Here is a 21,155-nt window from a genome sequence, read left to right on the forward strand (position 1 = left end):
CGTGCCGACCGATCGGCGGCACCCTCAGATCTTGGGCAAGGCGCTCGCCCCGGAGGAGCGCCCACGGGGGCTTTCGCCCATTTTGGGGAGCCCTACCCCGTCGCGTCCGCGAAGCGGATGTCGGCCGAGCGCAGGTCGCGCAGCTGGAGCACCAGGAGGTCGAGCTCGAGCACCGACCAGGTGTCGTCGACCGCCACGCCGGACGCCGTCGTGCGCAGGGCGCGGTAGAGCAGGTGGGGCTGCTTGCGCAGCTCGGCGTGCAGGGTCCCCTCCAGGACCAGTCGCAGGTAGTCGTGCTGCACGCCCGGGGCCGACCCGTAGCGGTAGGTCGCGTCGACGTCGTTGTCGGCCGCCAGCTCGGCGAAGGTCTGCCAGTCGATCGCCACCAGGTGGTCGACCCGCCGCCCGGTCGACGACTCCACCGCCGCGACCACGGCGCTCGGCCCGTCCACGACCGGCGCGTCCGCGCGGACGGACACCGACTCGACGAGCGCGCTACGGCCGTCGGCGGGCACCTCCACGAGCATCATCGACTCGACGGACTGCTCGCCGGGCAGCCACGCCACGTCCTGCGTGCCGCCCGGGCGGGTGCCGACCAGGAGGATCGTGTCGCCGGCCGCCGGCGCCGGGCGCCCGGACAGCCCGTCGAACGCGCCGTCGATGCGGCCCATCCGGCTGGTGAGGCTGAGGTTGACGCACGCCGCGGCCGCGACGGCGAGCACCACGAGCAGCGCGACCACCGCCGCCGGGCGGCGCAGCCGCGTACGCCGGCCCGCCGGCCGGGCGGTCGGCCCTGGCGCCATCGCACTCCCCCGTCCGTCCCGTCGACGCTAGGCGCTCGCGGGCGCGACCTCATGCCCCAAACGGGGGACGGTGCGGTCAGGAGTTGAAGCGTTGCTGGGTCTTCTCGAGGCCGTCGGTGATCAGCGACTCGACCGCGTCGGCGGCGTCGGAGACCTGGAACGGCAGCTCCTTGCGCTCGACGGTCGAGTAGTTGGACAGCACGAAGTCGGCGACGTCCTGGCGCCCGGGCGGGCGGCCGATCCCGGCCCGCACCCGGTAGAAGTCGCCGGTGCCCAGCGAGGAGCGCATCGACTTCAGCCCGTTGTGGCCGTTGTCGCCGCCACCGAGCTTGACCCGCAGGGTGCCGAAGGCGATGTCGAGCTCGTCGTGGATCGCGATGATGTGGTCGGGGGCGACCTTGTAGAAGGTCGCGAGCGCCTTGACCGGGCCGCCGGACTCGTTCATGTAGCCGCGGCCGCGGGCGAGCACGACCCGCGGGCCGCCGAGCCCGAGGCGGCCCTCGACGACGTCGGCGCGGCCCGTCTTGTGCGCGCGGAACTTCGCGCCCATCCGGGAGGCGAGCTCGTCGGTGACGAGGTAGCCGATGTTGTGGCGGTGCCCGGCATAGGCCGGGCCGGGGTTGCCGAGCCCGACGACCAGCCAGACGTCCGAGGTCGGGGCGTCGCTCACGGTCCCATCCAATCAGTCGAGGCGGCGCATTCTGACGCCGAAATGGCGCCGAGTCGGCGCATCCTGCACGCGACGTGCGTCAGGATGCGCCGACTCGACGGGGTCTGGGCGCGAGGACGCGCCCCTTGGTCACTCGGAGTCGGAGCCCTCGGCGGCGTCGTCGCCGGACGCAGCGTCGTCGTCGGACTGCGGGGCGTCGTGCTCGATGCCGGCGTCGGCCTCGGCCTCCTCCAGCTCGGCCTCGAGGGCCTCGGCGGAGATCTGCTGGGTCACGTTGACGATGAGCAGGTCCTCGTCGGCGAGCAGGGTGGTGCCCGACGGCAGGTCGAGGTCCTTGGCGAGGATCTGGGTGCCGATGGCGGCGCCCTCGACCGAGACCTCGAAGAACTCGGGGATGTGGGTGGCCTCGGCCTCGACGGAGAGCACGGCGTTCTCGTTGACGACCAGGGTGTCGGGGGCGGCGTCGCCGATGACGTGGATCGGGACGTCGACGGTGACCTTCTCGCCGCGGCGCACGGCCACGAAGTCGACGTGCTCGATGACGCGGCGGATCGGGTCGATCTGGACGTCCTTGGTCAGGGCGAGCTGCTCGGAGCCGTCGACCTCGAGGGCCAGCAGCGCGTTGGCGCCACCGTGCTTGAGAGCCATCATCGTCTGGTGGCCGGGCAGGATGACGTGGATCGGGTCGTTGCCGTGGCCGTAGATGACGGCGGGGATCTTGTCCTCGCGGCGGATGCGGCGGGCGGCGCCCTTGCCGAACTCGGTGCGCGCCTCGGCGGCGATCTTCTCGGGGGCAGACATGGTGTTCTCCGTACGTCGTGGGCTGGTCGTGCGAGTGCGTGGTCGGTGGGCCTCGGGGCCGGAGACGACGAACGCCGCGCTCCGGATCGGAGGCGCGGCGCAAGGGACCGGCCCAGTCGATCACGGAGTCCGGGTCGTGCGGGCTCCCTCGCCGAGGCAACCCCAGAACTCTAGACCCCGGCCCGCGGCCGGGTCGAATCGCGGTCGCCTCCGGCGGGCTCACTAGGGTGGCCCGGTGCCCCTTCTGCTCCCCGAGGCGCGCGAGCGCGCCGTGCTGCTGACCGACGTCCACACCGAGGTCCACCTCGACCTGACCTCCACCGAGGACTTCGGCGTCGAGGCGACGATCTCGTTCGGCTGCACCCAGCCCGGGGCGTCGACGTTCCTCGAGCTCAACGGCGCCACGGCGGTGACGCTCGACGGGTCCCCCGCGCCGTACGCCGACGGGCGGATCGCACTGACCGACCTCGCCGCGACCAACACCGTGCGGGTCACCGCGCGGATGCCCTACGTCACCGACGGCGACGGCATGACCGTGACCGTCGACCCGGCCGACGGCGAGCGCTACGTCTGCGCGCACACCTCGATGGACATCGCCCAGAAGGTCGTGCCCTGCTTCGACCAGCCCGACATCAAGTCGACCTTCACGGTGGGCGTCACGGCGCCGTCGCACTGGACGGTGCTGGCCAACGGCCCGCTGGAGGACCGCGCGAGCGGCGAGGGCGCCGACACCTGGCGCTTCGGCACCACGCCGCCGTTCTCCTCCTACCTCTTCACCCTCGTCGGCGGACCGTGGGTCTCGGTCACGTGGGACGAGCCCTACGCCCCGGCGCCGGGCGGGACGCTGCCGTTCGGCTGGCACGCCCGGGCCTCGCAGGAGCGCGAGCTGCGCCGCGACGCCGACGAGCTGCGTCGCATCACCAGCGCGTGCTTCCAGCACTACACGACGATCTTCGAGCCCGACTACCCCTACGCCGACTACCAGCAGGTCTTCGCCCCCGGGCTCAACTGGGGCGCGATGGAGTTCCCCGGCTGCGTGGTCTTCCGCGACCAGGCGCTCACCCAGGGCACGCCCACCGAGCTCGAGCGCGAGTGGCTGGCCTCGACGATCGCCCACGAGATGGCCCACATGTGGTTCGGCGACCTGGTGACGATGCGGTGGTGGGAGGACTCGTGGCTCAACGAGTCGTTCGCCGACTTCATGGGCTACGACGTCGCGGGCGTGGCGGCGGGCTACACCGACGCCTGGACGTCGGCCGCGATCACCCGCAAGCCGGCCGGCTACCGCGCCGACCGGCGGCGCTCGACGCACCCGATCGCCGAGGACACCGACAAGATCGTCGACGTCGACACGGCCTTCGCCAACTTCGACATGATCACCTACGCCAAGGGCAACGCCGCGCTCGCCCAGCTCGGCCACTGGCTCGGCGAGGAGGACTTCCTCGCCGGCGTCAACCGCCACCTCACCGCGCACGCCTTCGACAACGCCGACCTGGCCGACTTTCTCGACTCGCTCGACGCGGCCACCGACAAGGACGTCCGGGCGTGGGCGGCGGCCTGGCTGCGCACCACCGGCTTCGACACCCTGCGGGTGAGCCGCGACGACGAGGGCGTGCCGGTCCTGACCCGCGCGGGCTCGCGACCGCACCGCCTCACCGTCTCGGCGTACGACGACGCGATGCGGCTCGTGGACTCCCGCGACGTGCACCTCGGGGCCGAGCCGGTGCGGCTCGAGGAGTTCGCCGGGAAGGTCGTCGTGCCCAACTCCGGCGACGAGACCTTCGCGGTCGTCCGGCCCGACGAGCAGTCCTGGGCCGCGATCACCGCCGGGCTGTCGTCGGTCGAGTCGCAGCTGACCCGTGCGGTGCTGTGGTGGACCGCGGTCGACCTGTGCGAGTCGCAGGTCATCGGCGTCGGCGAGCTGCTCGGGCTGGCCGAGCGGCACCTGCGTCCGGAGCGGCACCCCCTCGTCTTCGAGGGCGTGATGCGCGCGCTCCAGTCGGTCGTGCGCCGCTACGCCGAGCCGGGCGAGGTGGCCGGCCACCTGGCGGTGGTCGCCGACATCGCCCGCGGTGCGGTCGACGGCGCCGACCCGTCGCTCGCCCCGGGTGCGTCGCGGGTGCTGGCCCGGCTCAGCGCCGACCGCGACCTGCTCGTCGCGTGGCTGGGCCGCGACGGCGTCGACCCCACCGTGCGGTGGGCGGCGGTCCAGCGCCTCGCCGAGCTGGGCGACGACTCGTGGATCGCCCCGGAGGAGCAGCGCGACAGGTCGGTCGCCGGCCACCACGCCGCCCTCACCGCCCGAGCCGCCGTGCCGACGCCGGAGGCCAAGGCCGCCGCCTGGGCGCAGCTGATGGGGGGCGAGCTGGGCAGCCACGAGTTCGACGCCGTCGGCGCCGGGTTCTGGGGCTGGGAGCAGGCCGACCTCGTACGTCCCTACCTCGCCCGCTACGTCACCGACGGCCTGGCGCTGGCCCGGCGCTCGGGCCAGGCGATGGGCGACGTGATCGGCGACGCGTTCCCGCTCCTGCCGCTGCCCGTCGACCTACGCCATGAGCTGCGCGCCGCGGTCGCCGTCGCCCTCGAGGGCGACGTGTCGACGGTGCTCGCGCGGGCGTGGAACGACGCGCTCGACGACCTCGACCGGACGCTCTGAGCGACCCGGCCGCGCGGTGGTCCGCCGCGCGGTCGGTCAGGCGCGATCGGTCAGGCGCGATCGGTCAGGCGCGGTCGGTCAGGCGTGGCCGTCGAACATCGACGTGACCGACCCGTCCTCGAACACCTCGCGGATGGCGCGGGCGATGAGCGGGGCGATCGAGAGCGTGGTCAGCTTGTCGAACTGCTTGTCCGCCGGGATGGGGAGGGTGTCGGTGACCACGATCTCCATCGCCGAGCAGTTCTTGAGCCGGTCGACCGCCGGGTCGGAGAGGATCGGGTGGGTCGCGGCGATGACCACGCCGGCGGCGCCCTCGGCCATGCACGCCTCGGCGGCCTTCACGATCGTGCCGCCGGTGTCGATCATGTCGTCGGTCAGGACGCAGATCTTGTCCTTGACCTCGCCGACGACGCGGTTGGCGACGACCTCGTTGGCGACGTCGATGCGGCGCGACTTGTGGATGAACGCCAGCGGCGCCCCGCCCAGGCGCGCCGACCACCGCTCGGCGACCTTGATCCGGCCGGCGTCCGGGGAGACCACGGCGAGCTGCTGGTCGCCGTACTTCTCCTTGACGTAGTCGGTGAGGATCGGCAGCGCCATCAGGTGGTCGACGGGGCCGTCGAAGAAGCCCTGGATCTGGTCGGCGTGCAGGTCGACGGTGATCAGCCGGTCGGCGCCGGCGGTCTTGAACAGGTCGGCGACCAGGCGCGCCGAGATCGGCTCGCGGCCGCGGTGCTTCTTGTCCTGACGGGCATAGCCGTAGAAGGGCATCACCACGGTGATCCGCTTGGCCGAGGCGCGCTTGAGCGCGTCGACCATGATCAGGTGCTCCATGATCCACTCGTTGATCGGAGCGGTGTGGCTCTGGATCACGAAGGCGTGGCACCCCCGCACGGACTCCTCGTAGCGCACGTAGAGCTCGCCGTTGGCGAACTCGTAGGCACTCTGCGGGACGAGCCCGGTCTCGAGGAGGTCGGCGACCTCGTGTGCGAGGTCGGGGTGCGCCCGGCCGCTGAAGACCATGAGGTTCTTCTCGGTGGTCCGCTTCATTCCGGTCACGCGACGCGACTCCTCGCTGTCCTGGTCGGCCTCGGGGGAAGGCTCGTTCGGAGGTGCTGGTCAAGTCTGACCCACATCCGTCCCACCACCAACCCCGGGGTCACTCCTCGGGCTGCTCCAGCCGCTCGCGAGCGGCCCGGGCGGCCTCGGCCTGGGCGGTGCCCGCGCGCTTGGCCTCGGTCCAGCCCTCGACGTTGCGCTGCGGGCCGCTGCTGACCGCCAGCGCGCCCGGCGGCACGTCGCGGCGTACGACGGTGCCGCCCGCGGTGCCCGCGCCGTCGCCGACCTCGACCGGCGCGACGAAGGTGTTGTTGGAGCCGGTCCGGGCGTGGCGGCCGATGACCGTGCGGTGCTTGGCCACACCGTCGTAGTTGGCGAAGATCGTGCCGGCCCCGATGTTGGTCCCCTCGCCGATCTCGGCGTCGCCGACGTAGGACAGGTGCGGCACCTTGGCCCCGTCGCCGATGGAGGCGTTCTTGGCCTCCACGAACGCGCCGATCTTGCCGCCGATCCCGAGCCGCGTGCCGGGTCGCAGGTAGGCGAACGGACCGACCGTGGCGCGGTCCTCGACGATCGCGAGCTCGCCGTGGGCGCGCACGACGCGGGCCCCGGCGCCGATCTCGCAGTCCTTGAGCGTCGTGTCGGGGCCGACCACCGCGTCCTCGCGGACCACCGTCGCGCCGAGGAGCTGGGTGCCGGGCAGGATCGTGACGTCCGGCTCGATCACCACGTCGGCCTCGATCCACGTCGTCGCGGGGTCCATGACACTGACGCCCTCCTTCATCCAGCGGGTGACGATGCGACGGTTGAGCTCGCGGCCGAGGTCGGCCAGCTGGGCGCGGTCGTTGGCGCCCGCGGTCTGCGCGACGTCGGCGATGAGGTGGGCGCCGACGGTGAGCCCGTCCTCGCGCGCGATGGCCACGGCGTCGGTGAGGTAGTACTCGCCCTTGGCGTTGTCGTTGGTGATCCGCTCCAGCGCCGACAGCAGGAACTCCGCGTCGAAGGCCAGGATCCCGGAGCTGACCTCGCGGATCTCGCGCTGCTCGGGCGTCGCGTCCTTCTCCTCCACGATCGCCTCGACGTCGCCCTCGTCGTTGCGCACGATGCGTCCGTAGCCGAAGGGGTCGGCGACCAGGCCGCTCAGGATGCTGACCGCGCGCTGGGCGGCGTGATGCTCCTCGGCGAACGCCCGGAGCGTGTCACCCTCCAGCAGCGGGGTGTCGCCGGCCGCGACGATGACCGTGCCCGAGGTGGTGCCGAGCGCGTCCATCGCGACCCGGACGGCGTGCCCGGTGCCCTCCTGCGTCTCCTGCACGGCCAGCACCGCCGAGGGCAGCAGCGCGGTGATGTGCGGCCCGACCTGCTCGCGCTGGTGGCCGACCACCGCGACGACCTCGGTCGGCTCCACGGCCTGCACGGCGTGCAGGACGTGGCCGATCATGGAGCGCCCGCCGATCGGGTGCAGCACCTTCATGGTCTTCGACTTCATGCGGGTGCCGCCGCCGGCGGCGAGGACGATGACGGTGAGGTTGTCCATGCCCGCAGTCTGTCACCGGTCGCGGCCACGCCGAGAAACCGCCGCCTACGCCTCGCCCGACTCGAGCAGCTGCCCGAACAGCTCGGCGTACTGGATGAGGTGCCGGTCGGCCAGGTAGTGGTCGCGCACCCGCAGGTGCGCCGCGCGCCCCATCCGCTCGCACCGCTCGGGATCGGCGAGCAGCGAGGCCAGGGCGCCGACCAGCGCCTCGCCGTCTCGCGGGTCGTCGAGCAGCAGGCCGCACACGCCGTCCTCCACCTGGTCGCGGATGCCGCCGACCGCGGACGCCACCACGGGCCGGCCCTTCCACATCGGCTCGGTGACCGTCAGGCCGAACCCCTCGGCGAGGCTCTTCTGGATCCCCACGGTCGCCCACCGCTGCAGCGCGTTGATGGTGCGCGCGTTCTCGTCGAGGTCGTCCATCGGCACCGAGAGGAGATGGCTGCGCTCCCGCGCCGCCGCCGGCAGCGATTGCCACTGCTCGCGGCACGCGGCGAGCACCTCGACCGCCTCCGGGTCGTCGGCCACGCCGGTCGTCTCCGGTCCGGCGAGCACGAGGTGCACGTCGGACGGGAGCGCGTCGAGGTGCCGGGAGAAGGCGTCCAGCACGCCGCCCATGTCCTTGAGCCGGTCCCATCGGCTGACCTGGAGCACGACCCGCGCGTCGCGGGACGGCACCGGCCCACCCTCGACCACCATCTCCTCGCGGTGCACCAGCGCGTCGATCTCCTCGGCGCCGAGGCCGACGTTCTTGGGGCTGAACGGGTCGAGCGACGGCGGGATGATGCGCAGCCAGCGCCGGTCGACCCAGTCGGGGGCGAACTGCTCGCGCGAGAAGACGCAGGCGTGCGCCGGCTCGACGAGGTCACGCAGGAAGGCCCACGCCTCGCGGGTCCACTGGTCGTGCTCGTCGACCCCGACGTGGCAGCGCCAGACGACCCAGACGCCCCTCCGGCGCAGCACCTGCGCGAGCCCGGCGGTCTGCGGGTCGTGGAGCAGCACCACGTCGCCCGGTTGCACCAGGTCGAGCACCTGCTGCTCCTGCGCGGCAAGCGTCGCGTCGTACGTCGCCCGCGCGGCGGCGTCGAGCGCGCCCCCGTCACCGGGCGAGCCGTGCAGCCGGTTGTGCAGGCGCTTGGTGACGGCGAAGAACTCCGGACCGCCACCCACGGTGAGCCACCGCACGGTGAGCCCGGCGCCGGCGGCGTACGCCACCAGCCCGTGCAGCATCTCCGCCACGCCCCCGCCGCGCGCCGTCGAGTTGATGTTCCACACGGTGCGACCGCCGAGCAGGCGGCGCACCGCGGCGACGTGGCGCCCGAGCTCGCCCACGCGCTCGGGCGCGAGCAGCGGGGTCAGCCGATCGAGCGGGACGGGGGCGACCCGGACCTCGACGACGCGGGCGGTCGAGGGCTCGGGCGGGCGGGGCATCGGGGCGTGGCTCATCACAGGCCTCCTCAGGTCTCGCCTCGAGTGTGGGTCAGGGCGCGCCTTCCCGGAAGGGTCCCGGGTCCCGGGTCGCCCACGGCACGGGCCGTCCGACCCTGCCACCGCCCGCCGCGCAGCGAGACCGTGGGGGCCGACCTGCGGCCAGTCGGGCCACCGCCCGTGTCCCCGGAACCCCGCAACGGCAGGAGACCCCCATGACCACCTCGCCGGAGCAGGGCGACCCTCCCGTCCCCACCTCTCCCGTGCCGTCCTATCCCGTCCACTCCTATCCCGTCCACGTCGATGCCGACCTCGACCCCAAGCTCAGCCGTGGCCTGTGGCTGGTCAAGTGGCTGCTCGCGATCCCCCACTTCATCGTGCTGGCGTTCTTGTGGATCGCGTTCGGGGTGCTGAGCGTCGTCGCGTTCTTCGCCATCCTCATCACCGGCCGCTACCCGCGCTCCATCTTCGACCTCAACGTCGGCATCATGCGCTGGAACTGGCGGGTGGGCTACTACGCCACCAACGTCCTGGGCACCGACCGCTACCCGCCGTTCCGGCTTGCCGACGTGCCCGACTACCCCGCGCACCTCGAGATCGACTACCCCGAGCGGCTCTCGCGCGGACTCGTGCTCGTGAAGTGGTGGCTGCTCGCCTTCCCGCACTACCTGGTCGTGGGCATCTTCACGGGTGCAGCGGCCTACGCCGTGGCCGGCGCGGACGACTCCACCGATGCGGTCTGGGCAGGCCTCGGCCTCATCACCACGCTCGTGCTGATCGCCGCCGTCGCCCTGCTCTTCACCGGGCGCTATCCGCGGTCGATCTTCGACCTGCTCCTCGGCCTCAACAGGTGGGTCATGCGGGTGTCGGCCTACACGTCATTGATGACGGACCGCTACCCGCCCTTCCGGCTCGACATGGGCGGCCACGAGAGCACCGTCGTGGATGCACCCGGCGCGCGTGATGGCGCGGGCGCCTCGACCGATCCGGGCCCGGCGCACATCTCGCGACCGTCGTCCACGACGCCGTCGCGCTGGACGGTCGCCAAGGTCCTCTCCGTCGTGGTCGGCTCGTTCCTGGTCCTGATGAGCCTCACTCTCGCGGCCGGCGCGTTGATCGTGGCCGCCGTCGGGCTGGCCGAGGACGACGGCTTCCTCACCAGTCCGCGCATCGACGTGGACAGCGCCACCCACGCGGTCATCTCCCAGGACGGCCGCCTCGACATGGGAGACGTGGGGTCAGACCTGCCCGACGGGCTGGTCGGCGACGTTCGCGTCAGTGCTGAATCGGTCTCCGGCACGCCGCTGTTCGTCGGTGTCGCCCCGACGGCCGACGTGCGGCGCTACCTCTCGGGGGTGGAGCACGCCACGCTCGAGGACGTCCACGACGACCACGCCGAGCTCAGGACCACGCGCGGCGACGCCCCCGCCTCGCCTCCGGCCCAGGAAACCTTCTGGGCGGCGAAAGCGAGCGGCGCCGATGCGACGCTCACCTGGGAGCTCGCCGGCGGCGACTGGACCGTCGTGGTGATGAACGAGGACGGCTCGGCCGGTGTGTCGGCCCGGGTGGCCACCGGCGTCAAGGTCTCCGGCCTCGACGAATCGGCGGCAGTGGTGCTCGTGCTCGCCGGGCTGGTCCTGCTGGTCGGGATCGTGCTCGTCGCCATCGGCGTCCTCACCGCGAGGCCGCGGCGCCACAGGACCTAGGGGCCAGCCGCGGCGATCACCACGTCCGCGCGCTCCGCCGGCCGCTCCACCCGCTCGTAGGCGTGCCCCTCCGGGATCCACTTCGTGTCCCAGAGGTCGAGGTCGTCGCGGCCGTCGCCCTGCGCGGCGTTGCGCACCTTCGCGCGGGCGCCGGCGGTGGCGGGGTCGAGGTCGATCCAGACGGCCAGGTCGAACCAGTCGCGCGTGCGGTCGCTGAACAGCCGGATGCCCTCCACGAGCAGGACGGCCGGCATCGGCTCGTCCACGACGCCCGTCTCCCCCGACGACCAGCGGTAGTCGAACCTCAGCCGCTCGCGGCCCCGCCGTGCGTCGTGCACGACCGACTCGACCAACGCCCAGTCGTGCTGCTCCCACATCCCGGCGTCGCGGCCGCACGTGGCCGCCTTGCACCAGTCGGTCGCCACCACCTGCGCCTCCCGCAGACCGAGGTCGGCGGCCAGCCGGAGCCCCACCGTCGACTTGCCCGCGCCGCCGTGACCGCTGATGCCGACGACCGGGATCCGACCCGTGGCGGGCACCAGGCCGCGCACCCGGGCCAGCAGGTCGTCGTACGTCGTCGCGGTGGGCATCACCGCGACCCTGCCGGGGTGCCGGGCCGCGGCGCCAGCGAGTTTCGCTCCCCGGGTAGGAGTCGAACCTACGTCGCTAGTCCTGATTCAAAGTCAGGCGGGCCCTGCCGGCAGACCAACCGGGGATAGGCGCCCAAGCCTAGGGCCCGCCTCGGGCGGGACTGCCGAGACCCGGCAGACCAACCGGGGATAGGCGCCCAAGCCTAGGGCCCGCCTCGGGCGGGACTGCCGAGACCCGGCAGACCAACCGGGGATAGGCGCCCAAGCCTAGGGCCCGCCTCGGGCGGGACTGCCGAGACCCGGCAGACCAACCGGTCTTCACGAGACCTCCACGCCGATCCCGGCCCGTCCGGGTGCGGCGTGGGGTCCCGGCCCGCTAGCGTGGCCGTCGTGACGGGGGAGATTCTCAGACGCCCGCCGGTCATCTCGACCGCGGGCCTCACCAAGCACTACGGGACGGTGCATGCGCTGACCGACCTCACCGTCGACGTCGGCGAGGGCGTGACCGGGCTGGTCGGCGCCAACGGCGCCGGCAAGTCGACGCTCATCAAGATCCTGCTCGGCCTGCTCGAGCCGACGGGCGGCCACGCCCACGTGCTCGGCCACGACATCGAGCAGGACAGCCAGGAGATCAGGCGGCTCGTGGGCTACATGCCCGAGCACGACTGCCTGCCGCCCGACGTGAGCGCCAGCGACTTCGTCGTGCACATGGCGAGGATGTCGGGACTGGGCGCCTCCGCGGCCCGCGAGCGGTCGGCCGACGTGCTGCGCCACGTGGGCCTCGACGAGGAGCGCTACCGGCCCATGGGCGGCTACTCCACGGGCATGAAGCAGCGCGCCAAGCTCGCCCAGGCACTGGCCCACGACCCGCGGCTGGTCTTCCTCGACGAGCCCACCAACGGCCTCGACCCGGCGGCACGCACCGACATGCTGCGCCTGGTGCGGCGCATCGGCAACGACTTCGGCATCGCCGTCCTCGTCACGTCCCACCTGCTCGGCGAGCTCGAGCAGGTCAGCGACCACGTCATCGTCCTCGACGGCGGCCACCTGCTGCGCAGCAGCGCCACCGGTGAGTTCCTGGAGCGCACCGGGAGCCTGCTGGTCGAGGTGGTCGGCACCGAGAGCGAGCGCGATCGGCTCGGTGAGGCCCTCGCCCAGCGCGGGCTCACCTGCCGCCCGCGCGGCACGATGGTCGCGGTCGACCCGCCCCCGCCGGAGCTCGCCGAGGGCACGGCCGTCCACGACCTGGTCCGCGACGTCGCCGCCGACCTCGGCCTGGGCCTGATGCGGCTCCAGCCCGACCGGCACCACCTCGAGGACGTCTTCCTCGAAGGAGGCACCCGTGTCTGAGCCCTCCGGCCCGGGACGCTCCGGCGTCATCCACGACCTCGGCTACCGCCACTACGAGGGCGTGCGCGAGGGCACCCCCGCCATCGCGCGCACCCTCTTCGCCACCGGACTGCGCCACGCCTACGGGCTCGGCCGGTCGGGCAAGTCCAAGGTGATGCCGTTCCTGTTGCTGGCGATGTCGCTGCTGCCGGCCACGATCGTGGTCGGCGTGGTGGTCCTCACCGGCCTGGGCGACCTTCCGGTGTCCTACGCCGACTACACCAACCAGACGCAGCTGCTGGTGAGCCTGTTCGCCGCCTCCCAGGCGCCGGTGCTGTTCTCCCGCGACCTGCGCCACCGCTCGATCGTGCTCTACCTCGCCCGCCCGCTCCCCGCGGCGGTCTTCGCGCTGGTGCGGTGGCTCTCCCTGACCGTCGCCGTCCTGCTCTTCACCGCGATCCCCACCGTCGTGCTCTACGCCGGCGCGATGCTCGCCGGGCTCGACAAGAGCGACCAGACGACGGCGCTCCTCAAGGCGCTCGTGCTCCAGGTCCTGCTGGCGATGATGATCGCCGGGGTCAGCGGCCTGATCTCGTCGATCTCCCTGCGCCGCGGCTTCGCCGTCGTCGGCTCGGTGATGGCGCTGATCGTGCTGACCGGCATCGTGACGGTGATGCAGAACATCGCCTACTACGAGGGCGACAGCGAGGCGGCCTCGGTCGGCGTCGGGCTGGTCTCCCCGTGGTCGCTGGTCAACGGCCTGGCCAACGCGTGGGACGCCGGCGTCGAGACGCCGGTCGACGTCACCGGCGCCTGGGTCCCGGCGTACGCCATCGTGGCCGTGCTGCTCGTCGCCGCCTGCCTGCTCGGGCTGGTCGCGCGCTTCCGGAAGGTGGGCTCGCGATGAGCACCCTGGTCCTCGAGTCGGCCTCGCGCTGGTTCGGCAACGTGGTCGCGGTCAACGACGTGTCGCTGTCCATCGGCCCCGGCGTGACGGGCCTGCTCGGCCCCAACGGTGCCGGCAAGACCACGCTGATGGCGATGATGTCGGGCTTCCTCGCCCCGTCTGCGGGCCGCGTCACCCTCGACGGCCGGCCGGTGTGGCGCAACACCGAGACCTACCGGCACATCGGCCTGGTCCCCGAGCGCGAGCTCAGCTTCGGCTACCTCACCGGACGCCAGTTCGTCCGGGCCAACGCCGACCTCCACCGGATCCCCGACCCGGGCGGCGCCACCGAGCGCATCCTCGAGGTCGTCGACATGGTCGAGCCGGCGAGCCGGCGCCTCGACACCTACTCCAAGGGCATGCGGCAGCGCATCAAGATCGCCGCGGCGCTCGTCCACGACCCGGCCGTGCTGCTGCTCGACGAGCCGTTCAACGGCGTCGACCCGCGGCAGCGGATGCACCTCATGGAGCTGCTGCGTCGCCTCGGCGACGAGGGCCGCACCGTCCTCTTCAGCTCGCACATCCTCGAGGAGGTCGAGCGGCTCGCCCGGCACATCGAGGTCGTCGTCTCCGGCCGGCACGCCGCATCCGGCGACTTCGGCGCGATCCGCCGGCTGATGGTCGACCGGCCGGTGCGCTACGCCGTCCAGTCGAGCGACAACCGCACCCTCGCCGCCGCGCTGATGGCGCAGGAGTCGGTGCGCGCGGTGCGCCTCGGCGACGACCACCTCGACGTCCAGGTCGACGACCTGGGCAGCTTCGCGGTGGAGCTGCCCGGCCTGGCCCGGCAGCACGACGTGACCCTGTTCGAGCTCTCCCCCAGCGACGAGTCGCTGGAGAGCGTCTTCGCCTACCTGGTGGCCCGATGATCAAGGACCCCTCATGAACGGGACGATTGCCAAGCTCGCGCTGCAGGCGCTGCTGGGGCGCCGCCGCTTCTACCTCCTGCTCGCGTTCCCGATCCTGCTGATCGGGCTCGTCGTGCTGGTGACCGCACTCGTCGACGGCGACGCCGCCTACCAGATCCTGCCCAACCTCGGCTACCCGCTCGTGCTGCCCCTCGTCGCGATCCTGGCCTCCTCCTCGGTGCTCGGCCCGGAGGTCGACGACGGCTCGATCGTCTACCTCCTCGCCAAGCCGGTGAACCGTCACGGCGTCGCGTTCAGCAAGTGGATCGTCGCGCTCGGCGCCACCTTGACGGCCGGGGCGCTGCCGATCCTGGTCGCCGCGCTCATCACCGGCGACAGCAGCCGGGCGCTCGCGCTGTTCGTCGCCGCGACCGTCGCCGGGACGGCGTACTCCGCGCTCTTCCTCGCGATCTCCGCGGTGACCCGGCACGCCGTCATCGCGTCGCTGATGTTCGTGCTGATCTGGGAGAGCCTGCTGGGCAACCTGTTCAGCGGCATCGCCTGGCTCAGCATCGGCCAGTGGGGCCTGCGCATCGGGCACGAGATCTCCTCCGAGCTGCCCGACCCGGCCAACCTGCCCTACGCGATCATCGCCAGCGTGGTGGTGACCGCCGCCGGCGTGTGGTTCGCCGGCGACCGCCTCCGCTCGTTCTCCATCAGCGGCGACGAGTAGCCGCCGCGGCCGGGCGGCGTCCCACTAGGCTCGCTGTGTGGACCTCCCCGTGATGCCGCCGGTGCAGCCGATGCTCGCCAAGAGCGTGAGCGGCGTGCCCGACCCGGCGAAGCACGGCGGCCTGAGCTTCGAGCCCAAGTGGGACGGATTCCGCTGCCTGGTCTTCAAGGACCGCGACGAGGTCGAGCTCGCCAGCCGCAACACCAAGCCGCTCACGCGCTACTTCCCCGAGGTCGTGGAGGCCGTGCGCCGTCAGCTGCCCGAGCGCGTCGTGCTCGACGGCGAGATCTTCGTCGGACTCGAGGGCGCCGGCGGCTGGCGGTTGGAGTTCGAGGCCCTGCAGGAGCGCATCCACCCCGCCGCGAGCCGGGTCGACAAGCTCGCCGTCGAGACGCCCGCCGGCTTCGTCGCCTTCGACCTGCTCGCGCTCGGCGACGAGTCGTACGTGCATCGGCCGTTCGCCGAGCGCCGCGCCGCCCTCGTGGAGGCGCTCGGCGACCTCGACGGCACCGGGCCGTGCTTCCTCACCCGCACCACCGAGGACCCCGGCGAGGCCGAGCGGTGGTTCGAGGAGTTCGAGGGCGCGGGGCTCGACGGCGTGGTCGCCAAGCCGCTCGGGGCGGCGTACGAGCCCAACAAGCGCACCATGCTCAAGATCAAGCACGAGCGCACCGCCGACGTCGTCCTCGCCGGCTACCGCGAGCACAAGACGTCCACGCCGGAGCAGCCGCTGATCGGGTCGCTGCTGCTCGGCCTCCACGACGACGCCGGCGAGCTGCAGCACATCGGCGTCTCGGCCAGCTTCACCGCCGCTCGGCGCGCCGAGCTGTGGCACGAGCTCCAGCCGCTCGTGTGCGACATCGCCGAGCACCCGTGGGGCCGGTGGAACGAGTTCCTCACCGCCAACCCCGACCGCGTCCCCGGCACCCAGAGCCGGTGGAGCGCCGGCAAGGACCTCGGCTTCACCGCCCTGCGACCCGAGCGGGTGCTGGAGGTGAAGTACGACCACATGGAGGGCCACCGCTTCCGCCACACCGCCCACTTCGTGAGGTGGCGGCCCGACCGCGACCCCCAGAGCTGCGACTACTCCCAGCTCGAGGAGCCCGCCGGCTACGACCTCACTAGGATCCTCAGCACCCGACCCGGAGGCGAGTCATGACCGAGCACACCGACCACCCCACCACCGACGACTCGATCCACGACGGCAGGGGCAGCTACGACGTCGTGCTCCTCGTCGAGCAGGCGATCACGCCGGGCGACGCGAAGCGCGTGCGGTCGCTCCACGCCGAGATCGAGGACCCCGTCGTCTACCACGTGCTGCTGCCGCTCGAGGACGCCGCGGCGCGCATCGAGGCCTCGCTGGGCACGCTCGGCGCGGGCGACCTGATGGCCGCGCCGGCCCTGGCGATGAACGACGTCGACATCGAGGCGCTGCGCCGCGAGTGCGAGGAGCAGTCGTCCTCCGACCTCCAGCAGACCCTCGTGGCGCTGCGCGACGCCGACGGCACCGCCCACGGCAAGATCACCTCCGAGCCGCCGGTCGACGCGCTCGCCGCGCTGGTCCGCTCCGTCGACGCGCGGGAGGCCATCATCTTGACCCGCCCCCACGTGGTGGCCGAGTTCTTCCACGTCGACTGGACCTCCCGCGCCCGCCGCAAGCTCGGCGTACCCGTCCTCCACCTCATCGAGCACGAGAACTTCGACGAGCAGTCCTCCGGCTCCGGCGAGGGCGTCAGCGGCCTCTAGCCGAGTCGGCGCATCCTGACCCCCGAACAACGTCGAGTCGGCGCATCCTGACACCCAAACAGCGACGAGTCGGCGCATCCTGACGAGACGCGCGTCAGGACAGGCCGACTCGACGGCTTCCCGTTGTCAGAACGCGCCGCCTCGACCTCCTACCGTTGTCAGAACGCGCCGCCTCGACCTCCAACCGCTGTCAGAACGCGCCGCCTCGACCTTCAGCGGCGGGTGACGCGGCGTACGACGGCGCGGCGCAGGATGGCGGCCGCCTCGCGGCCGCCGACGACTGCCTGCTGGCCGCGGCGGGCCTGCTCGAGGTCGCGTCGCAGCTGCTGCACGGTGGCCCGCTGGGCCTCGCGCGCCTGGCGCGCGGCGAGCGTCGACTCGGCCTTGGTGTGGTCGAACGTGAGTGCGACGGCGTCGGCGTAGCGGGCGTTGTAGTCGGCGTGGATCGTGTCGAGCGCGGCCAGCGTGTCGGGGTCGTGCGGGGTGGTGGTGAGCACGCCGAGCAGCTGCCAGACCTCCTCGGCCATGTCGCGCAGCCAGTCGGGGGTGCGCACGTCGTCCCAGGTGAGCTGCGACTTGCGCATCGACGGCTCGATGAAGTCGTCGACCGGGTGGTGCTCGCGCTCGGAGGCGGGCGCCGACAGGTCGGTGTCGAAGGCGAGCTCGAGCTGCTGCTGCACCGGCGCGAGCGCCGCGCGCCAGTCGGCCAGCAGGTCGACGTACTTCACGAACGCCCGCTTGGAGCCGCGGCCGGCCTGCTCGGTGAGCAGCGCGGCGTGCACCCACCCGGCGACGTTGGACGTCTCCTTGGTCAGCCGCAGCTCGTCGGGCTGGCTGGAGAGGTAGGCGATGTCGCGCGAGCCGACCACCTCGGCCGGGTGCCGCAGCGCGGTGAGCCAGCGCAGGTCGGCGCCGAGCTCGGCGCTGACGACCTCCCACACCTGCGCGAACCAGAATGCGTGGGGGTCCTTCACCACGACCTGGTCGCCGGGCTGGCGCTCGGCGAGCTGGCCGGCGAGCCACTCGTGCAGCTCGCCGGTCGGGACGCCGGTCTCGACGTAGCGGGCGACGATGTCGACGGCCGCGGGGCGGCTGTCGATGTTGAAGAGCGCGAGCTCCTTGAGGTGCCGCTTGTGGAAGTCGATGACCCACTGCGGCTCGTAGAACCCGCGCGGGTTGGTCTCGGACGCCTCCACCTCGGGCTGCGGCACGTGGAGGCCCAGCCGCTTCAGCGTGCCGGCGAGCGAGCTCGTGCCGCTGCGACCGGACCCGGAGACCAGCACCAGCGGGGTGCCCGGCTGCGTGTCGGGCTGCGCGTGCGAGAGGGCGTCCGGCTGGACAGGGGACGTCGGCATGGCGTCACCCTATCGGCCGGACGCACGCTCCCTGCCCGCCCACCGGGGCGGCCTCTAGGATCGTCGCGACCCTCCGCCGCCCACCTCGAGAACGGGACTGACGACACGTGGCACTCACCGACAGGCTCGGCGGCAAGGTGCGCTCCGCGATGCGCCGCGCGCGCCGCGACGGCCCGCTCGACGTCGTCTACGTCCTCTTCAACGCCGACGGCATGGGCGGCACCGCCCGCTCTGGCATCGAGCAGGCCAACGCCCTCCTGAGCCTCGGCGAGGGCCACCGGGTCCGCATCCTGAGCGTCACGCGCAGCGGCGACGCGACCCACTATCCGCTGGTCGACGGGCTCGAGGTCACCTACCTCGTCGACGTACGCCCCGAGCGCCCGGTCGCCGTCTCCGGCGACCACCCCGCCGAGCTGGCCCAGCGCGAGTCGACGATCGTGCCCCGCAGCTGGGACGCGCTCTACAACGCCCTGACCGACGCCACGATGCGTGAGGCGCTTGCCGGCATCGACGCCGACGTCCTCGTCACCACGACCCCCGAGCTGCTGGCCGCGGTGGCCCAGCTCGCGCCCGCCGACGTGGCGCTGGTGCACCAGGAGCACCGGGCGTCGTCGAGCCGGGTCAACGACCTCGGCGCGCTGCTGCAGTTCGCCCCGCGCGCCGACGTGGTCGTCTCCCTGACCGAGTCGATGTCGCGCTGGCTCGCCGGCCGGCTCGGCGGGGCCGCGCCCGAGCTGCAGGTGATCCCCAACCCGCTCCCCGCACACCCCCAGCCCCGCTCCCCGCTCGACCAGGGGACGTTCGTCACCGCCGGCCGGCTCGCGCCGGAGAAGCAGTTCGAGCACGTCGTCGACGCCTTCTGGCGCGTCCACGAGCAGCTGCCGGGCTGGACCCTCACCATCTGGGGCGACGGGCCGCGCGCGGACAACCTCGCCGCCCAGGTGCGCAAGCTCGGCCTCGAGGACCGCGTACGCCTGCCCGGCTCGACCGACGACCTCGCCGCCGAGTGGGCCCGGGCCAGCGTGGCCGTGCTCGCCTCGCGCGGGGAGGGCTACCCGCTCGTCCTGCAGGAGGCGATGTCGGCCGGGGTGCCCCCCGTGACCTACGACTGCCCGTCGGGCCCGCGCGAGATGATCACCCACGACGTCGACGGACTCCTCGTGCCGCCGGCCTCCAAGGCCGCGCTGGCTGCCGCCATGCTGCGGATCGCCGCCGACGACGACTTCCGCGGCCGACTCGGCGCCGCCGCCCTCGAGCGCTCGCGCTCCTGGGACGGGCAGGTGCTGGCACGCCGGTGGGTCGAGACGTTCCGCACCGCCGTCGCACGCCGCGCCGACCCGCTGGCACCGCGACGGGTGCTGCACGGCCTGCGACCCGGCCCGCTCGGCGACCTCCCCGAGACCTCGGGCGCGGCCGGCGTCACCCCCGCGCAGGCGCGTACGACGGCGCTGCGGGCGCTGACCGCGGCCGCGGACGCCGCCGGCGAGGGCTGGTTCGTGGTGCCGGCGCGCGGCCTCGATCCCCACCCGGTGGTCGTCGTCCCGTCCTCGCGACGCGGCGCGTTCCTCGCCGCCTTGGCCGCGGGGTCGTTGCCCGACTGGCTGTCGGTGCGCGACCCGGCCGAGCGCGGGTGGCCCGAGCGCCGGGGCACGGTCGCGGTCATGGCCGACGAGCTCGCCCGCACCCGCACCGCCACGCTGTTCCTCGAGCCGTGGCCGATGCGCGGCGGCCACGACGGACTCCTGGCCGAGGGCGTCGAGGTCGGCGTGCAGTTCTGGGAGGAGGCGCCCGACGGCGACCTGCTCGCGCCCGGACCCAACCGCTACGGCGACCGCGTGCCGGCCGGCACCCCGCGCACCACGACGACCGTCGAGGCCGTTGAGGTGCCGACGCTCGAGGTGATGGCGCTGCCCACCGTCGACGACTGCCGCTTCGACGTCGACGTCGTCTACACCTGGGTCGACGGCGACGACGAGGCCTGGCTCGCCGCCCGCGACGAGCGGATCCGCGAGCTCGGCGGCACCCCGAGCGCCCGCGCCGGCGGCGCGTCGCGCTACCGCAGCCGCGACGAGCTGCGCTACTCGATGCGCAGCATCCACCTCTTCGCGCCGTGGGTGCGGCGCATCCACCTCGTGACCGCCGGGCAGGTGCCGTCGTGGCTCGACACGGGTCACGACCGGGTGCGGGTCGTCGACCACCGCGAGATCCTGCCCGCGTCGGCACTGCCGACGTTCAGCTCGCACGCGATCGAGACCCGCCTCCACGCCGTGGCCGACCTCGCCGACCACTTCGTCTACGTCAACGACGACGTCTTCCTGGGCCGCCCGCGGCGCCCCGAGCACTTCTTCTCCCCCGGCGGCCAGTACGCCGCGTTCGTCGCCGACCACCGCGCCGTCGGCCTCCCCGGCACCGACGACCGGCCCTACCTCTCGGCGGCGCACAACAACCGTCGCGTGCTCGCCGACGCCTTCGGGGTGGCGCTGACGCACACGATGATGCACAGCCCGCACCCGCAGCGGCGTACGACGCTGGAGGAGATCGCGGCCCGCTTCCCCGACGAGGTCGAGCGCACCACGCACGCGCCGTTCCGCTCGGCGAGCGACCTCTCGCTGCTGTCGTCCTTCGCCCAGAGCTACGGCCTGATCACCGGCCAGGCGTACCGGGCCGGCGCCCGCCACGGCTACGTCGACCTGGGCCACCAACAGCTCCCGGCCCAGCTCGGCCAGATGCTCAAGCGCGACCGCGACTTCTTCTGCATCGCCGACAACCTGCTCGCCGCCTTCGACGAGGAGCGCGCCGACGGGCTGCTGCACGACTTCCTGGAGCGCTACTTCCCGATCCCCGCGCCGTGGGAGAGGTCCTAGCCACCGGGTTGCGCCCTGTCTCCCCCGGGGTCACGCTGGACAGGCGTGCAGACGTACGCGCCGTCGGCGCCGCGCGCCGGCCGG

17 protein-coding genes and 1 tRNA gene are annotated in these 21,155 nt (G+C 72.9%); 9 read left to right on the forward strand and 9 right to left on the reverse strand.

The annotated features are described in order from the left end of the window. Positions 1-92 precede the first annotated feature (92 nt). From JX575_RS15905 to JX575_RS15915, 3 genes are all read right to left on the reverse strand, one after another. Positions 93-803: a hypothetical protein gene (locus JX575_RS15905; protein ID WP_186339060.1), complete on the reverse strand. Its 711-nt coding sequence runs from the start codon at positions 801-803 to the stop codon at positions 93-95. Between the two features lie 76 nt (positions 804-879). Continuing rightward, a complete protein-coding gene (pth, locus tag JX575_RS15910) occupies positions 880-1,473 on the reverse strand; it encodes an aminoacyl-tRNA hydrolase (protein WP_186339061.1) in 594 nt (197 codons plus the stop codon). A gap of 129 nt (positions 1,474-1,602) precedes the next feature. Then, positions 1,603-2,274, reverse strand: coding sequence for a 50S ribosomal protein L25/general stress protein Ctc (locus JX575_RS15915; protein ID WP_186339062.1), 672 nt, complete (start codon positions 2,272-2,274; stop codon positions 1,603-1,605). A gap of 235 nt (positions 2,275-2,509) precedes the next feature. Between JX575_RS15915 and pepN the strand changes: the two genes are divergently transcribed. After that, the gene (gene pepN / locus JX575_RS15920; RefSeq protein WP_186339063.1) at positions 2,510-4,930 is read left to right on the forward strand and encodes an aminopeptidase N; all 2,421 of its coding nucleotides are present in this window, start codon (positions 2,510-2,512) and stop codon (positions 4,928-4,930) included. A 78-nt stretch (positions 4,931-5,008) separates the two neighbouring features. Here pepN and JX575_RS15925 read toward each other — a convergent pair whose 3' ends face one another. From JX575_RS15925 to JX575_RS15935, 3 genes are all read right to left on the reverse strand, one after another. After that, positions 5,009-5,980 (reverse strand): ribose-phosphate diphosphokinase, encoded by a 972-nt coding sequence (locus tag JX575_RS15925; protein WP_186339064.1) that lies wholly within the window; start codon positions 5,978-5,980, stop codon positions 5,009-5,011. Positions 5,981-6,089: 109 nt separating this feature from the next. After that, a complete protein-coding gene (gene glmU, locus JX575_RS15930) occupies positions 6,090-7,526 on the reverse strand; it encodes a bifunctional UDP-N-acetylglucosamine diphosphorylase/glucosamine-1-phosphate N-acetyltransferase GlmU (RefSeq protein ID WP_186339065.1) in 1,437 nt (478 codons plus the stop codon). Between the two features lie 45 nt (positions 7,527-7,571). After that, positions 7,572-8,972 (reverse strand): glycosyltransferase, encoded by a 1,401-nt coding sequence (locus tag JX575_RS15935; RefSeq protein WP_186339066.1) that lies wholly within the window; start codon positions 8,970-8,972, stop codon positions 7,572-7,574. A gap of 197 nt (positions 8,973-9,169) precedes the next feature. Here JX575_RS15935 and JX575_RS15940 point away from each other — a divergent pair, with 197 nt between their 5' ends. Further along, positions 9,170-10,660 (forward strand): DUF4389 domain-containing protein, encoded by a 1,491-nt coding sequence (locus JX575_RS15940; RefSeq protein ID WP_186339067.1) that lies wholly within the window; start codon positions 9,170-9,172, stop codon positions 10,658-10,660. On the opposite strand, the gene JX575_RS15945 is transcribed toward JX575_RS15940, so the two are convergent. Then, a complete protein-coding gene (locus tag JX575_RS15945) occupies positions 10,657-11,250 on the reverse strand; it encodes a hypothetical protein (RefSeq protein WP_186339068.1) in 594 nt (197 codons plus the stop codon). The two genes, JX575_RS15940 and JX575_RS15945, sit on opposite strands and share 4 nt — an antisense overlap. A gap of 47 nt (positions 11,251-11,297) precedes the next feature. Further along, positions 11,298-11,376: transfer RNA gene (locus tag JX575_RS15950), tRNA-Gln, on the reverse strand. Between the two features lie 264 nt (positions 11,377-11,640). Here JX575_RS15950 and JX575_RS15955 point away from each other — a divergent pair. From JX575_RS15955 to JX575_RS15980, 6 genes are read left to right on the forward strand one after another with little or no spacing between them, the layout of a single operon-like run. Next, positions 11,641-12,600 (forward strand): ABC transporter ATP-binding protein, encoded by a 960-nt coding sequence (locus tag JX575_RS15955; RefSeq protein ID WP_241005203.1) that lies wholly within the window; start codon positions 11,641-11,643, stop codon positions 12,598-12,600. Beyond that, positions 12,593-13,486 carry an ABC transporter permease gene (locus tag JX575_RS15960; RefSeq protein WP_186339069.1) on the forward strand — a complete coding sequence of 298 codons (894 nt, stop codon included), beginning with the start codon at positions 12,593-12,595 and terminating at the stop codon, positions 13,484-13,486. The genes JX575_RS15955 and JX575_RS15960 overlap by 8 nt, the downstream gene beginning before the upstream one ends. Next, positions 13,483-14,394, forward strand: a complete 912-nt coding sequence (locus tag JX575_RS15965; protein ID WP_186339070.1) for an ABC transporter ATP-binding protein — start codon at positions 13,483-13,485, stop codon at positions 14,392-14,394. The genes JX575_RS15960 and JX575_RS15965 overlap by 4 nt, the downstream gene beginning before the upstream one ends. A gap of 13 nt (positions 14,395-14,407) precedes the next feature. Then, positions 14,408-15,106 carry an ABC transporter permease subunit gene (locus JX575_RS15970; RefSeq protein WP_186339071.1) on the forward strand — a complete coding sequence of 233 codons (699 nt, stop codon included), beginning with the start codon at positions 14,408-14,410 and terminating at the stop codon, positions 15,104-15,106. 37 nt (positions 15,107-15,143) lie between these two features. Then, positions 15,144-16,265 carry an ATP-dependent DNA ligase gene (locus JX575_RS15975; protein ID WP_186339072.1) on the forward strand — a complete coding sequence of 374 codons (1,122 nt, stop codon included), beginning with the start codon at positions 15,144-15,146 and terminating at the stop codon, positions 16,263-16,265. After that, positions 16,262-16,852 (forward strand): hypothetical protein, encoded by a 591-nt coding sequence (locus JX575_RS15980; protein ID WP_186339073.1) that lies wholly within the window; start codon positions 16,262-16,264, stop codon positions 16,850-16,852. The genes JX575_RS15975 and JX575_RS15980 overlap by 4 nt, the downstream gene beginning before the upstream one ends. Positions 16,853-17,064: 212 nt before the next feature. On the opposite strand, the gene JX575_RS15985 is transcribed toward JX575_RS15980, so the two are convergent. Continuing rightward, the gene (locus tag JX575_RS15985) at positions 17,065-18,207 is read right to left on the reverse strand and encodes a sulfotransferase family protein (RefSeq protein ID WP_186339074.1); all 1,143 of its coding nucleotides are present in this window, start codon (positions 18,205-18,207) and stop codon (positions 17,065-17,067) included. A gap of 107 nt (positions 18,208-18,314) precedes the next feature. Here JX575_RS15985 and JX575_RS15990 point away from each other — a divergent pair, with 107 nt between their 5' ends. Beyond that, positions 18,315-21,071: a stealth conserved region 3 domain-containing protein gene (locus JX575_RS15990; RefSeq protein WP_186339075.1), complete on the forward strand. Its 2,757-nt coding sequence runs from the start codon at positions 18,315-18,317 to the stop codon at positions 21,069-21,071. Positions 21,072-21,155 lie beyond the last annotated feature (84 nt).

It is taken from the genome of Nocardioides sp. zg-1228 (genome assembly GCF_017086465.1).
Taxonomy (GTDB): domain Bacteria; phylum Actinomycetota; class Actinomycetes; order Propionibacteriales; family Nocardioidaceae; genus Nocardioides.